Source organism: Bacterioplanoides sp. (assembly GCF_965226395.1).
GTDB lineage: Bacteria > Pseudomonadota > Gammaproteobacteria > Pseudomonadales > Oceanobacteraceae > Bacterioplanoides.
Map to the genome: position 1 here is coordinate 2032004 of NZ_OZ245358.1, position 12686 is coordinate 2044689.

The window sequence follows — 12686 nt, forward strand, 5'->3', positions numbered from 1 at the left end:
GCCATAAAATTGCGTCTGAACAGAGATTTAAAGGGTACTAGGATTATGGATCGCAAACAGCTTATCAAGCACCTCGACACATTATTGCAAAGTGCACGCATCCGCGACTACTGCCCTAATGGGTTACAGGTGCAGGGTGCCGAAAAAATTCGCCATATCGTGACGGGTGTCACGGCCAGTCAGGCGCTGATTGACGAAGCCATTAAGCGTGGTGCCGATACCATTCTGGTACATCACGGTTACTTCTGGAAAGGCGAAGATGAGCGTGTGGTGGGTATCAAAAAAGAGCGCCTGAAAGCCTTACTGGTCAATGATATCAATCTGATTGCCTATCACCTGCCGCTGGATGTTCATCCGATCTATGGCAACAATATTCAGCTGGCTGATGTCCTTGGACTGGAGGTAGATGGCCCGATTGACGAAGCCGACCCTTCAAAACCCGGCAATATTGGCCGTTTACCGCGACCAATGAGTGGCAAAGAGTTTCGTGCCTGGGTTGGTGAGTGTTTACAGCGTGAGCCGCTGCATATCGGTGAAGATGAAGATCGTATTGAAACCATTGCCTGGTGTACCGGCGGCGCACAAGGGTACTTACAAACCGCCATTGATGCCGGTGTAGATGCTTACTTAACCGGAGAAATTAATGAACCGGCAGTGCATCTTGCCCGTGAAACCGGCACTCACTTTTTCAGTGCAGGTCATCATGCGACTGAGCGTTATGGTGCCAAAGCGCTGGGCGAATATCTGGCGGAAGAGTTTAGTCTGAATGTGGAATTTGTGGATATTGATAATCCGGTTTAACGCCGGATTATTTTGCGCATATCATCGAATGTACGGAACACAATGTAAGGCGAGGTCTGCTCATTGTAGGCCAGCAGAGTACGGCGGATAAAACGCCATTTATTCTGTAATCGCCTGTTGTCAGGAAAATATTCCGGAATCATTTTATCGATATCGGCGACCCGCTCTTCAATCGTTCTGCCGGAACGGCTGATGCCGTAACCACCAAATGATGAATTGGCATATCTCATATAGTTCGCCAAAACCTGTTCCATTTCGATCTGCAGGCGAATGGCATTGGAGGAGTAACTGTTCTGATTAATAGTTGAGATTTTTTCCTGCAGCTCCAGGGTCATTAAACTCCAGCCAGCCTCCAGCGTAGCATCGGTGCCATCGAACGAACGATTGGTATTGTTGGCGATAAAATCTTCAGCCTGATGCCATAATGAATGAATATCAGAGTGCTGATTTTCCAGTGTTTTTAAACGCTGGCTACCTTCCGCCAGAATTTTTTTAGCACTATTGAGATAATCGGCTTGCCCTTCAAAAAAGATAAACGCGGCAAAGGCCGACGACAGGCGATACGATAAAAGCTCTAGCTCTTCAAGTTCGGTATCAGCATACGAAAGTGATGCAATAAAGAGCAGGGGTAAAATAATCAGGCGCATGTTCAAATCCATCTGTAAAAATAATTTAGGGCCTGTTAACAGTCCCTAGGTATACGTCAGCCGCTGCGGATAATTGTTCTCATGTCATCAAAGATTTTCAGCACAATAAAAGGCACTGATTCCGCATTGTGATCTAATAATGTACGGCGAATAAAACGCCATTTTTTCTGCAGCCTTTGGTTATCTGAAAAGTCACTGGCTAATAATGTATCAACGGTAGCAACGCTGGTTTCAATGGAGTTTTGAGATGGCAGAGTACTGAAGCCGCTGGCAATTTCAGTGCTGTGTTGCATGTATAAACTGAGAATTGTTTCCAGCTCTACTTGCAACAGAACGGAAGGTGATGAATACAGCGGGTTTTTATTCTTATAATGCTGTTGCTGGATCTCGGTGATTTGCTTCTGTATAACCTGATTGATTAACGACCATTCGTATTCAAAATTATCCAGGTTATCAGCGACTGACTGACGGTTCGACTCTACTAGCTCTCTGGCTTTTTGCCATTGTTGTTTTAATTGAGTTTGAGGTGATTGGTGTTGTGGCGATTGCTGCTGAGAAGGTTGATTGCCATCAAGCTGGATCTGATTTAATAAACGGTCACCCTGATCAAGAAAATCATTAACCTGATTAAGGTACTTTTCCTGCCCATCAAAAAAGACAAGGGCAGAGAAGGATGATGAAATCCGGTGAGATAAAATTTCAAGCTGTTCTATCTCGGTTTCGGCATAAGCAAGAGAATGAATAAAGAGTAAGGCTAAGCCAATAAGACGCATCATGACATCTGGGTTCTGTCGTTATTTTTTTGTCTAATTTACTCTTTAATCAGGAATAGCATTAGGACATTGCGAGCCACTGGTTTGAAAAAGCCGAATTGACACGTTAGTTAACAGCGTTTTGGCTTGTTTGAACTCTGAAAAAACAAGATTTGTTCTTCTGTTAATCAGAGCTGGTGCTTAAGTGCGAATGATTTGCCGCATATCATCAAACACCTTTAAAACAATAAATGGCATTGAGTTTGTGTTGTACGTTAATAACGGACGACGAATAAAACGCCATTTTCGCTGTAACTGCTGATTATCCGAGAAATCACTGGCCAGCAAAGTATCCACTCGTTTAATACCTTCTTCCATTGGGTCCTGCCCCGGTAACGCACTGAAGCCGCCCAGTGAAGCTGTGCTGTGCTGCATGTACTGACTCAGTATCTTTTCTAATTCTACTTGTAGCTCAACTTTGGCGGAGGAATACGAAGGTTGCTTAAGCTGGTCTATTTGTTGCTGGATGTCGCTATTTAATAAGGTCCATTCTGTTTCCAGCAAGTCGAGGTTATTCGTGTTCTGAGTATTCTCTGAATCGTGGTGGTTGCTGATCAGTGTTTTGGCTTGTTGCCATTGTTGCTGGAGCTGGCCATGATTTTCCGGAGACTGATTTAATAAATTTTCGCCCTGTTGCAGCAGGTTGTTTACCTGTGACAGATACTGCTGTTGCCCTTCAAAAAAAACAAACGCATCAAAAGAAGAAGAAAGGCGATACGATAAAAGCTCCAGTGTTTCTTGTGGGGTTTCAGCATGAGACGCCACACTGAAGAACAGCAGGCAGGCACTGATAAAACGCATGTAAAACTCCTTATGAAAAAGACCATGGTTCAATAGCTTCAATTTACTATGTTAAATGAGACAAACTTAGGATAATTCGTGCCAGCTGAATTTTTTAATAGATTTTAGGTATTTGGCTGCACCAATTGATAGTAAAACTGTACGATGGTTTTATCTTGGGTTTAAGTCCGCAGGGCGGTCGATATCGCGGAGAATACCGTGATCGTGAACAATCAATTCAGTAATCGCTTGTGAACCTTTGAGCAAATGTCGTGCTCCGGTGTCACCTTTACACTGCATCAGTTGATAGGCAAAAGGTGGAGAGAAGGCCACTGGGTTGCCAAACTCTGGATTGCTCAGCTTCTGGCTATCAAGCTCTGAGCTCTCAAACGGCTGATCTTGAGGGATAAGAGCCGGGCGAACGATATTGTCACCGGTGAGCGCCTGTGCAATGGCCTGATAGGTTTCGGGCTGAATCCAGGGCATATCCGCCAAGGCAATCAGCCAGCCACTCCAGGCCTGTTTGTTGCGTACTCCAAACGCCAGGCTGTGGCCCATTCCAGCATCTGCATCGGGGCAGATACCCCATTCAATATTAAGGTTTGTCAGCTGCTTGGCTAAGGTATCATCGCCCGGGCGCAGCACCACAAAACAAGGAAGTTGGCTGCGCTGAATCTGCTTTAATGTGGCAAGCAGCAGATAGTCGCCCTGATCGTTCATGGCTGCTAAACGTTTATCGCTGCCAAAGCGGCGGCTACGCCCCGCGGCTAATAACACCACACCAATTGTCATGTGTTATCCCGTAATAACTTCATTGCACAGCCTCTCTTTCATCACCCAGTTTTACTCAAACTTGCATCAAAAAACCAAGGTATCACAGAGTTAAAATATACGTGATACCAGTGGCTTTGCTGTTAATGTCGTTGGTTTACTGATAGCGGTGCTGAATAATATGCGCCACAATCGACAGGGCAATTTCATAAGGCGTTTTGCTGCCAATATCGAGTCCAATCGGGGCGTGTAACTGCGCCAGTGCTTCGGGTGTTATGCCCAACTCGGATAAGCGCTCACGGCGTTTAGCCGATGTTTTCAGAGACCCCATCGCACCGACATAAAAGGCTTGTGAGTTCAGCGCTTCCAGCATCGCCATATCGTCGATACGTGGGTCGTGGGCGAGGGCAATAATGGCGCAGTGCGGGTCGTTAAAAGATTCCGCGATCAGGTCATCCGGCATCCCTCGAACCACGTGAACACCATCAACCTGCCAGCCTTGCAGGAATTCATCGCGGAAATCGCAGAGGGTAATTTCAAACCCCAGATTCTTGGCAATATCGGCAACACAGCGCGCCACTTCACCAGCGCCCACCATTAACAATTTATCGTGAGGGCGTAGTGCATGGCGGATCACCTGCTCATCTCGCTGAATATCCGTTGGCAGAGACTGATCGTCGATAATCGCCAGCTCGCCATTGTGCAGATGAATTTCGCGCCCGGTGTGATGGCGCTGTTTGAGTGTCTGGAATAATTGTGAAAAGTGCCCGCTGTTTTCTACACTGATTTTTTCCAGCAGCACATCAAGATGACCACCACAAGGCAGCTGCAAACGTTGCTGCTCTTCAGCGTTGCCGCCATAACGAATTACCTGCGGACAAGCTGGCTCTGCATGGGCTAACTGTTCAACCAGTTCCTGTTCAATACAACCTCCTGAGAGTGAGCCAACAATGCCTTTGCTTGGGTGATATAACATCATGGAGCCTACCGGTCGTGGTGACGAGCCGTAGGTTTCCAGTACTGTGGCCAGCCAGGGTTCAATGCCCTGTTCCAGCCAGTTCAGAAGTTGTTGTAATAAATACCAGTTGCTGCCGTTCATATAATTTTTTCAAAAGGGAAATTTGGTAGGGCACTTATTCTCGTGACACGCTACAAGTACGTCCCTGTAAGCTCATCCCTGGCATCCATGCCAGCGAGGTCACTCTGAATAAGCGCCTTACCAAATTATAAAATTGCGTTTGATCTCAGACATTCGAAGGTTGAAGCGTGCTGTGATCATTGATCGACCTTCTGCTGCAGGACGCAGCAGTAGAGCCTACAGGGATGTATTCACGGCGTGTCGATGATGATTACAGCACGATTTAACCGGGCTTTTAACTAAGCCTCAAGAGTTTAATTCTAGCGGCAAACTGTAAAAACGCTGGCCTGTTTTGCTAGTAATTGCATTGGCAACCGCCGCCGCCAGTGGTGGAACGCCTGGTTCGCCCACTCCAGTTGGATGCTCATCACTGTCGATAATATGCACCTGAATATCCGGCGATTCATTAATCCGCAATAACTGGTAGTCGTAAAAATTATTCTGCTGCGCCTCACCATCTTTAATGGTGATTTTTCCGTACAGGGCCGCAGTTAAACCAAAAATAATCCCGCCTTCCATTTGTGCTTCAACGGTATCCGGGTTCACCACCTGACCACAATCGACCACACACACCACGCGCTTCACCAGCGGGCGGTTAGCTTGTATGGCAACGTCTGCAATCTGCGCAACCCAGGTGCCAAACGATTTATGTAATGACACACCCTGAGTACAACCGGGCAGTGGATTACCCCAGTTGGCTTTCTCCGCTACCGTTTTCAGGGTTTGTGTGGCGCGGGCATTACTTTTTAATAAGCCTAAACGAAACTGAACCGGATCTTGTTGTTGCTGCGCGGCGAGTTGATCGATAAAGGTTTCAGTAATAAAACCATTATGGGAGTAACCCACGCTGCGCCAGTTGCCCACCATAATGCCGGAGTCGGATTTTTTATAATCCACTGATAAGTTTTCAAACTCGTAAGGTAAGCCGTCGGCACCTTCGTAAATTGAGGCATCGGCCGGAGCAATAATACCTTCACCTAATTTACCGGCGCTTTCGAGCATGCCGTACATAAATTTAGGGGCAAACGGATATTGTGCCGGAGCGGCTTCGGCGACTAAATAATCAAACACCCCAGAGCCAGCCATTTGGTGTTGCCAGCCGTTGATTTCACTCTGCTGATTGAGGGTGGCGGTTAAGCGGTGATAGCTGGAAGGGCGATAAAAATCACGTTTAGTATCTTCTTCACGCGACCAGATTAATTTAATGGGCTGTTGTAAACGGTCAGAAATAGCCGCTGCTTCAGCAACATAATCGTTGGTAATACGGCGGCCAAAACCACCACCAATAAAGGTCACGTTGACTTTGATATCGCTTAATGAATAACGGCTGGCATGGGCGGCAGCAACCTGAGCCATATCCGGGCTTTGGGTTGGCACCCAGATTTCCATTCCGTCTTTTTTCGCCCAGGCGGTACAGTTTTGTGGCTCAAGCGTGGCGTGCGCCAAAAACGGCATTTTATATTCTGCACTAATGGTCTCAGCTGCGGATTCAAGCGCGGTGTTGATGTCGCCATCATCGCGCAGGTTTTTACCCGGGTCAGCCGCCATATCGGCCTGATACTGAGCAAAAATACTCTCGTCACTGACGTTATTCAGCTGGCTGTTATGCCATTCAACCGTGAGCTGTTGTTGTGCTTTGCGCGCTTGCCAATAGGTTTTGGCAACCACGGCAACCCCCACTGCTGCCTGAGCATTAATCTCGAACACATCGACCACGCCCGGCATGGCTTTGGCTTTGCTGGCGTCGAAGCTTTTAACTTCACTGTCCCAGCGCCCTGCACGGGTAACTACGGCGTACAACATGCCGGGCAAATCGGTATCAATACCAAAATCTGCGGTGCCCGTGACTTTTTGTGCGGCATCCAGGCGCTTGTTGTATTGCCCGATGACTTTAAATTCAGACTTCTTCTTTAACGGAATATCGGATGGCACGGAGTAGGTGGCGGCGATATTGGCCAGGTGACCATAAGGAATTTTTTCACCATTGAGGGTGTTGATTACATAACCCTGTTCCGCCCGGCACTGTTCTGGTGAGATGTTCCAGGTATTGGCCGCCGCTTTAATCAGCATAATACGGGTGGCTGCGCCACTCTCACGGATGATTTTCCACGCCAGCGCGACACTGGTGCTGCCGCCGGTCACCTGCACGCCATAAGCGGCATTGCGGTACAGTGGATTCACTCCGGCAAAATGAACCTGAATGGTTTCCGGATCCACTTCCAGCTCTTCGGCGACTAACGAGGTCATACCCGTGTAAGTACCCTGACCCATCTCGGTACGGTCGAGCACAAAGTGAATGGTGTTATCGCTGTCGATACGCAACCAGGCGTTAGAATCCCAACCCTGACTACCATTGTTGTCGTTAATGCCGCCATTTTTTAAGGTGCTGCATCCGGGTAATGCCATGGTCATCATCAAACCACCACCGGCGACGGAAGACGCTTTCAAAAAGGTACGACGATTTACGTTCAGCTCAGCCATGAGTCAGCTCCTTAAATAAATCACCGTTACGATCGGTCGAGGTTTGTCTGCTAGAAAGCTGCCCGGCAGCTTGTTTGATGGCTTTGCGGATACGTGGGTAGGTGCCACAACGGCAGATATTACCGCTCATGGCATTATCAATATCCTGGTCGGAGGGATTGGGGTTATCACGCAGCAATGCCGTAGCCGACATAATCTGGCCAGATTGGCAGTAGCCACACTGAGGCACGTTATTGTCGATCCAGGCTTGCTGAACTGTACTGAGATTATTCGGGGAGCCGACCCCTTCGATGGTGGTGATGTTCTGTCCGGCGGCGGCCGCTACTGGAGTAATGCAGGTACGAATGGGGACACCATTGAGGTGCATAGTGCAGGCGCCACATAAGCCCGCACCACAGCCAAACTTGCTGCCTTTCAGGTTCAGGAAATCACGAATTACCCACAGCAGTGGCGTATCCGTCTCAACATCCAGCGTATGTTTTACGCCGTTTACGGTTAGCTCAATCATCCAGTTGTACCTTGAACATCATCACGATGCGTTTATATGTAGTTATTAACTAACAGCCTAACAACCTTTATTAAGAGCCGTAAAGGTGCTTTTCTGCTAACATCTGTTGCTCAAAAATGACCAATCCACCGCTGGCAAAGTAGATGTAATGGCAAACAAGTTTTACGTGATCTGGGCAGGCCATACGCCCGGTATTTATTCAGACTGGCCAACGGCAAAAAAACAGGTCGATGGTTTTCCGGGGGCGCGCTACAAATCTTTCACCAGTGAAGCCGAAGCGTTGGCGGCTTATGGTCGCCCAGCCACGGTTAAGTCGGCGCCCAGCGGCAATGCTAAAAAAAGTGCTCCAGTCAAAAAGAGCGCGAAAAAAAGCACTAAAAACACGCCACCCACTTGTGTAAATCTGAATAATGATTTCACCTTTTTCTGCGACGGCGGGTGTGATCCAAACCCGGGCAAAGCAGGATCGGGTATCGCCATTTATAAGGGCGAGCAGCTGATCCAGTTGTGGTACGGCATGTTTAACCCAAGTGGCACTAATAATTCGGCTGAATTAAACGCTTTATATCAGTCGCTATGTTTGGCTAAAAAAGTGATTGAACTGGGGAAAAGTGCGCAAATCTATTGCGATTCCATGTATTCGATTCAATGCATTCGTGATTGGGCACCGGGCTGGAAAAAACGCGGCTGGAAGCGTAAAGACGGTGAGATTCAGAACCTGGAAATTATCCAACAGGCCTTTGAATTATTTAACGAGATTAAAGGGCAACTCACCTTAACTCATGTGAAAGCCCACACCGGAACCGAAGGCAACGAACTGGCCGACCGTATGACTATGGTGGCGGTGGATCGCAAAAAACCAGATTGGCATAAATACGAAACCCAGGACGACGGCAGTTTTGATATTGCCGCTTTATTAAAGATGCGCGCGGGTTAATTAACTGCGTCGCAAAATATATTAAGAAAAGTGTGTGGGTGTTTATTGGGCGACCGTCTGCCGCAGGGATGCGGCAGTCGAGCATACAGGGACGTACTTGCTGCGTGTCGAACGATGAACATCCACAGGCTTTTCGTTCACTCTCTTTTGAATCAGCTTAAAAAGTGAAACAAACATGACTGTATTTCGCCCTTGTATTGATCTTCACCAGGGCAAGGTGAAACAAATTGTTGGTGGCAGCCTGAACGACGACGGCGCTGACACTAATTTTGTTAGTGAGCACGACGCTGCTTATTACGCGAATTTATACCGCCAACATGATTTACGCGGCGGCCATGTGATTGCCCTTGGCCCAGGTAATAAAGACGAAGCGCTAAAAGCGTTAGCTGCTTGGCCGCAAGGTTTGCAGTTTGGCGGTGGGGTGAATAACACCAATGCGGCTGAGTTTTTAGAGGCGGGTGCTTCCCATGTGATTGTCACCTCGTATTTGTTTGAAAACGGCCAATTCAGTTGGCAGCGCTTAGAACAGCTAAAAAAAGAAGCGGGTAAAGAACGCCTGATTCTGGATTTAAGCTGTCGTCGTACTGAAAGCGGCTGGAATATCGCTACCGACCGTTGGCAAACCGTAACGTCTACTGCGGTAAATGCTGAAAATTTACGCGAGCTGGCAAACCATTGTGATGAGTTTCTAATTCATGCCGCCGATGTCGAAGGGTTACAGGGTGGGATTGATGAAGCATTGGTCAGCTTGCTTGGTGAGCATTCCACGATTCCTATGACCTACGCGGGCGGCGCACGTTCACTTGAAGATTTAAAACGCGTGCACGAATTATCAAATGGCAACGTTGATTTAACCATTGGCAGTGCGTTGGATATTTTTGGTGGTAGCGGTGTGACGTTGGAAGAGTGTTTGCGCTGGAATCAGCAGGCGTCTGTTTAAGCACGCTTTCAGATAAATAAAAACGGATTGTGCGTCACCACACAATCCGTTTTTCATTTTTTGCTTTTATTTTCTGTATTAATCGCGCCAGTTGGTCCAGAACGAATCTAACACCTGAGTTTCCGGGTCGCCCAGCAACCAGATACCACCACCAGCCTTGTCATCCAGACCTTTAATGGCGTTATCTAACGCAGTATGGCTGCCCGAGAAATTACTAAAGCCCATTAAACCAGCTCCCTTATTTTGACCTGAGCTGTTGTAATAGCTGCTACCATAACTTCGAGTGATACCTTCAATCGTAGATGTACCAAGAGAGTCGCAGTCGTTCATATTATCAGTGTTACGGAAGCATCGGTTATAACCACCACCACCGCCACCATTGGGGTATGCATCACCACGATTGTATAACCAATCGTTGCCGTCACCACCATAAAAGCCCTGATCGTCATTGCTGTCCATCACGGCTAAAAAATCATGGCCACCACCACCGTACAGCTCCGAAGAACCATTGGTGATAACCAAAATATCGTCGCCGGATTCACCCCACATACGGGACTTTTTCGACCAGGCGCCACCGGCACTGTCTTTCATCACATCATTGCCGCTGCCGCCACGCATACGGTCTCGGTGGCCTCCATCTCCGAACATCAGGTCATCGTGTTCATTGCCCCACATATGATCGTGGCCGTCGCCACCGTACATGATGTCTTCGCCTTGATTGCCGTGTAACTCGTCATTGTTATTGCCGCCACGAATAATATCGTTGCCTCGGCCACCCACAATATAATCATTGCCATCACCACCTTCTAAGATGTCGTTGGCCGGGCTGCCTGCAATGTGGTCATCACCACCTTCGCCTTTAATCACTACCGTTACATCGGAATATTGGGCGCTGATGATATCGGTGCCATTGCCACCCGTAATGGAGATGCGAATCACGTTTTTGTCGTCCCAACGGTGGCACTGATAAACTTCAGTAGGCACTACACTCTTGAAGCAGGCGATGGCCGTACCATTCAGGCTGGCTACCTGTAGAGAAACCGTCAGATTGTTATACGAGGTAGTGGCATCTGGCATAGTGACATACGCAAAGGCGCCGTAGGTGGTATTCACCAGATTGGTGCTAAAGCCAGATGGTAAGCCTGTGTGTGGTTTTCTCAGCAAGGCATTACGGCCAATGCGCCAGGCATTGTATTCATCTTCGGTATGAAATTCGGGCACCATTGGCCCCCATTCTTCACCACCTTCGGTACGGCCATCAATGCCCGACCAACCGGTGTAAGTATCGCTGCCAGCCCCGCCATCTAAGAAATCATTGCCCTGGTCGCCGTTGAGGTCGTCGTTGCCGTCGCCACCGTACAGAGCATCGTCACCTTCGCCGCCAATCAATTCATCGTGGCGGCCATTCCCGGCCAGCATATCATTGTCAGCACCACCGTTGAGCAGGTCATTGGCTGGGCCAGTGGTAATAAAATCCACGCCGTCTTCGCCATACACTTCCTGCTTCATATTAAATTCATGGGCGCTGTAGGAATCGTTACCAGCGCCCAGATAAAAACGGATACCTTGATAGCTGGAAAGATCGCGTTCTTCACAGGTGTTGTTAATGGTGATGGAAGCGGCGTTTTTAGTGCCGGAAATCGAAACCACATCGCGGTCGTTGGTGGTATGAAATTCAAGGTAGCCACCATTGGCTGCGATGCTGATGTCGGGCGACAGGGTGTCGCAAACAATTTCAGGCGTGTCTGAGAATGCAAAACTCTGTGACGCCATCAATAGCGAACACAAGGATACGGCGGCGGTTAAAGGAGTGGTACTGCGCATTGGAAGACTCTCCGTAAGAACAAGATATTATTGTTATTGAAGAGTACCAGCCATATTTGCCGAAAATGTGTAAGAAATGAGGAAGTGGATTTACCAAACGTAAAAACAGAAATGCTTGCGGTCGATAAGAGAGGAAGCTGCCTGGTTGGTCAGCTTTTTATTCGGGCGAGTCAGGTTCCTGAACTTCTACAGGAAGCTGAGCACTGGCTTTCATCAGCTGACGAATATCACCGGGTATATTACCGTTCGGGTAATATTTCAGCATGATTTCACTGTAGGTACCGTTATTGATGATTTCTGCGAGACCTTTTTGAAAAACGCTTACCATGTATTGTGATTTTTTGGGGAATAAAATATCTCCCGTCATGCTGTACACCGGCTTTTCAGATTGAATAAATTCGGAATACTCTTCCGGGTAGGCTTCTTTAATAATGTCCCAACCAGCCAGCCCTAACGCAATAAACAGATCCTGGCGGCCACTTTTAATGATGTAAGGGCTCTGTTCCAGTCTGGATACCAGATAAGGTTGAATATTAAATTTTTTAAATAAGGGGGCTAACGCACCACCTTTCAGATAAAGAATGTTTTTATCTTTCAGGTCACTTAACTCGTTAAAGTGAATACCATCGGGAAAATTCTTTTTCAGGCCATAAAAATAAAATTGTGGGCGGTACACCTGGACAGGAATGTATTCATCGCTCAGCTGATTGCGCTTCAACCAGGAGCGGGAACCCAACACGGCATCAATATTATCGCGTTCGACGGCCCAGAAAATTCTCGGAATCGGGTATTGATGGAATTGAACCTTAATGCCCTGAGAAGCAAACACCGCGGTGGCAATGTCGGTACCAACACTGCCTTTCACATCAAGAATCGGCGGGTAATGAGTCAGTGAAATGGTAACGGAGTGAGGCAATTCCTGAGCAGGGGCCATACCTGAAAACAACAGAGTATTCAGCAGTAAGACCACCCACAACAGCAGGTCAGAGTTAGTTTTTATTGTTTTTGTTGCCAACGTCTGTTTGTTCCTCTCATTTACAGCACCAG

Annotated in this window: 12 protein-coding genes; 3 read left to right on the plus strand and 9 right to left on the minus strand. The window is 47.8% G+C overall.

Annotated elements, in window-relative coordinates; all coding sequences use genetic code 11:
* Window positions 1–45: 45 nt before the first annotated feature.
* The gene (locus ACO05E_RS09300; protein ID WP_419812658.1) at window positions 46–801 is read left to right on the plus strand and encodes a Nif3-like dinuclear metal center hexameric protein; all 756 of its coding nucleotides are present in this window, start codon (window positions 46–48) and stop codon (window positions 799–801) included.
* Here the strand turns inward: ACO05E_RS09300 and ACO05E_RS09305 are convergent.
* The 7 genes from ACO05E_RS09305 to ACO05E_RS09335 form a co-directional block, all read right to left on the minus strand.
* Entirely contained in the window at window positions 798–1448 is a 651-nt protein-coding gene (locus ACO05E_RS09305; RefSeq protein WP_419812659.1) for a hypothetical protein, read from the minus strand. The genes ACO05E_RS09300 and ACO05E_RS09305 overlap by 4 nt on opposite strands.
* A 56-nt stretch (window positions 1449–1504) precedes the next feature.
* Window positions 1505–2224: a hypothetical protein gene (locus ACO05E_RS09310; protein WP_419812660.1), complete on the minus strand. Its 720-nt coding sequence runs from the start codon at window positions 2222–2224 to the stop codon at window positions 1505–1507.
* A gap of 177 nt (window positions 2225–2401) precedes the next feature.
* A complete protein-coding gene (locus ACO05E_RS09315; protein ID WP_419812661.1) occupies window positions 2402–3061 on the minus strand; it encodes a hypothetical protein in 660 nt (219 codons plus the stop codon).
* Between the two features lie 150 nt (window positions 3062–3211).
* Window positions 3212–3832, minus strand: coding sequence for a nucleotidyltransferase family protein (locus ACO05E_RS09320; protein WP_419812662.1), 621 nt, complete (start codon window positions 3830–3832; stop codon window positions 3212–3214).
* A gap of 136 nt (window positions 3833–3968) precedes the next feature.
* Window positions 3969–4910: an XdhC family protein gene (locus ACO05E_RS09325; RefSeq protein WP_419812663.1), complete on the minus strand. Its 942-nt coding sequence runs from the start codon at window positions 4908–4910 to the stop codon at window positions 3969–3971.
* Between the two features lie 285 nt (window positions 4911–5195).
* Window positions 5196–7430: a molybdopterin cofactor-binding domain-containing protein gene (locus tag ACO05E_RS09330; protein ID WP_419812664.1), complete on the minus strand. Its 2235-nt coding sequence runs from the start codon at window positions 7428–7430 to the stop codon at window positions 5196–5198.
* Window positions 7423–7938, minus strand: a complete 516-nt coding sequence (locus ACO05E_RS09335) for a (2Fe-2S)-binding protein (protein ID WP_419812665.1) — start codon at window positions 7936–7938, stop codon at window positions 7423–7425. Before ACO05E_RS09335 ends, ACO05E_RS09330 begins: the two co-directional genes overlap by 8 nt.
* Before the next feature lie 148 nt (window positions 7939–8086).
* On the opposite strand from ACO05E_RS09335, the gene ACO05E_RS09340 reads away from it, so the two are divergent.
* Window positions 8087–8875 carry a viroplasmin family protein gene (locus ACO05E_RS09340; protein WP_419812666.1) on the plus strand — a complete coding sequence of 263 codons (789 nt, stop codon included), beginning with the start codon at window positions 8087–8089 and terminating at the stop codon, window positions 8873–8875.
* A 175-nt stretch (window positions 8876–9050) separates the two neighbouring features.
* Window positions 9051–9815: a phosphoribosylformimino-5-aminoimidazole carboxamide ribotide isomerase gene (gene hisA / locus ACO05E_RS09345; RefSeq protein WP_419812667.1), complete on the plus strand. Its 765-nt coding sequence runs from the start codon at window positions 9051–9053 to the stop codon at window positions 9813–9815.
* Window positions 9816–9893: 78 nt separating this feature from the next.
* Here the strand turns inward: hisA and ACO05E_RS09350 are convergent, their stop codons facing one another.
* Entirely contained in the window at window positions 9894–11639 is a 1746-nt protein-coding gene (locus ACO05E_RS09350) for a calcium-binding protein (protein ID WP_419812668.1), read from the minus strand.
* Between the two features lie 157 nt (window positions 11640–11796).
* A complete protein-coding gene (locus tag ACO05E_RS09355; RefSeq protein ID WP_419812669.1) occupies window positions 11797–12654 on the minus strand; it encodes a substrate-binding periplasmic protein in 858 nt (285 codons plus the stop codon).
* Between the last annotated feature and the right edge of the window lie 32 nt (window positions 12655–12686).

Coding starts and splice junctions, on each gene's coding strand:
- ACO05E_RS09300 (WP_419812658.1), top strand. CDS start 46: ATGGATCGCAAACAGCTTATCAAGCACCTCGACACATTATTGCAAAGT.
- ACO05E_RS09305 (WP_419812659.1), bottom strand. CDS start 1,448: ATGCGCCTGATTATTTTACCCCTGCTCTTTATTGCATCACTTTCGTAT.
- ACO05E_RS09310 (WP_419812660.1), bottom strand. CDS start 2,224: ATGATGCGTCTTATTGGCTTAGCCTTACTCTTTATTCATTCTCTTGCT.
- ACO05E_RS09315 (WP_419812661.1), bottom strand. CDS start 3,061: ATGCGTTTTATCAGTGCCTGCCTGCTGTTCTTCAGTGTGGCGTCTCAT.
- ACO05E_RS09320 (WP_419812662.1), bottom strand. CDS start 3,832: ATGACAATTGGTGTGGTGTTATTAGCCGCGGGGCGTAGCCGCCGCTTT.
- ACO05E_RS09325 (WP_419812663.1), bottom strand. CDS start 4,910: ATGAACGGCAGCAACTGGTATTTATTACAACAACTTCTGAACTGGCTG.
- ACO05E_RS09330 (WP_419812664.1), bottom strand. CDS start 7,430: ATGGCTGAGCTGAACGTAAATCGTCGTACCTTTTTGAAAGCGTCTTCC.
- ACO05E_RS09335 (WP_419812665.1), bottom strand. CDS start 7,938: ATGATTGAGCTAACCGTAAACGGCGTAAAACATACGCTGGATGTTGAG.
- ACO05E_RS09340 (WP_419812666.1), top strand. CDS start 8,087: ATGGCAAACAAGTTTTACGTGATCTGGGCAGGCCATACGCCCGGTATT.
- hisA (WP_419812667.1), top strand. CDS start 9,051: ATGACTGTATTTCGCCCTTGTATTGATCTTCACCAGGGCAAGGTGAAA.
- ACO05E_RS09350 (WP_419812668.1), bottom strand. CDS start 11,639: ATGCGCAGTACCACTCCTTTAACCGCCGCCGTATCCTTGTGTTCGCTA.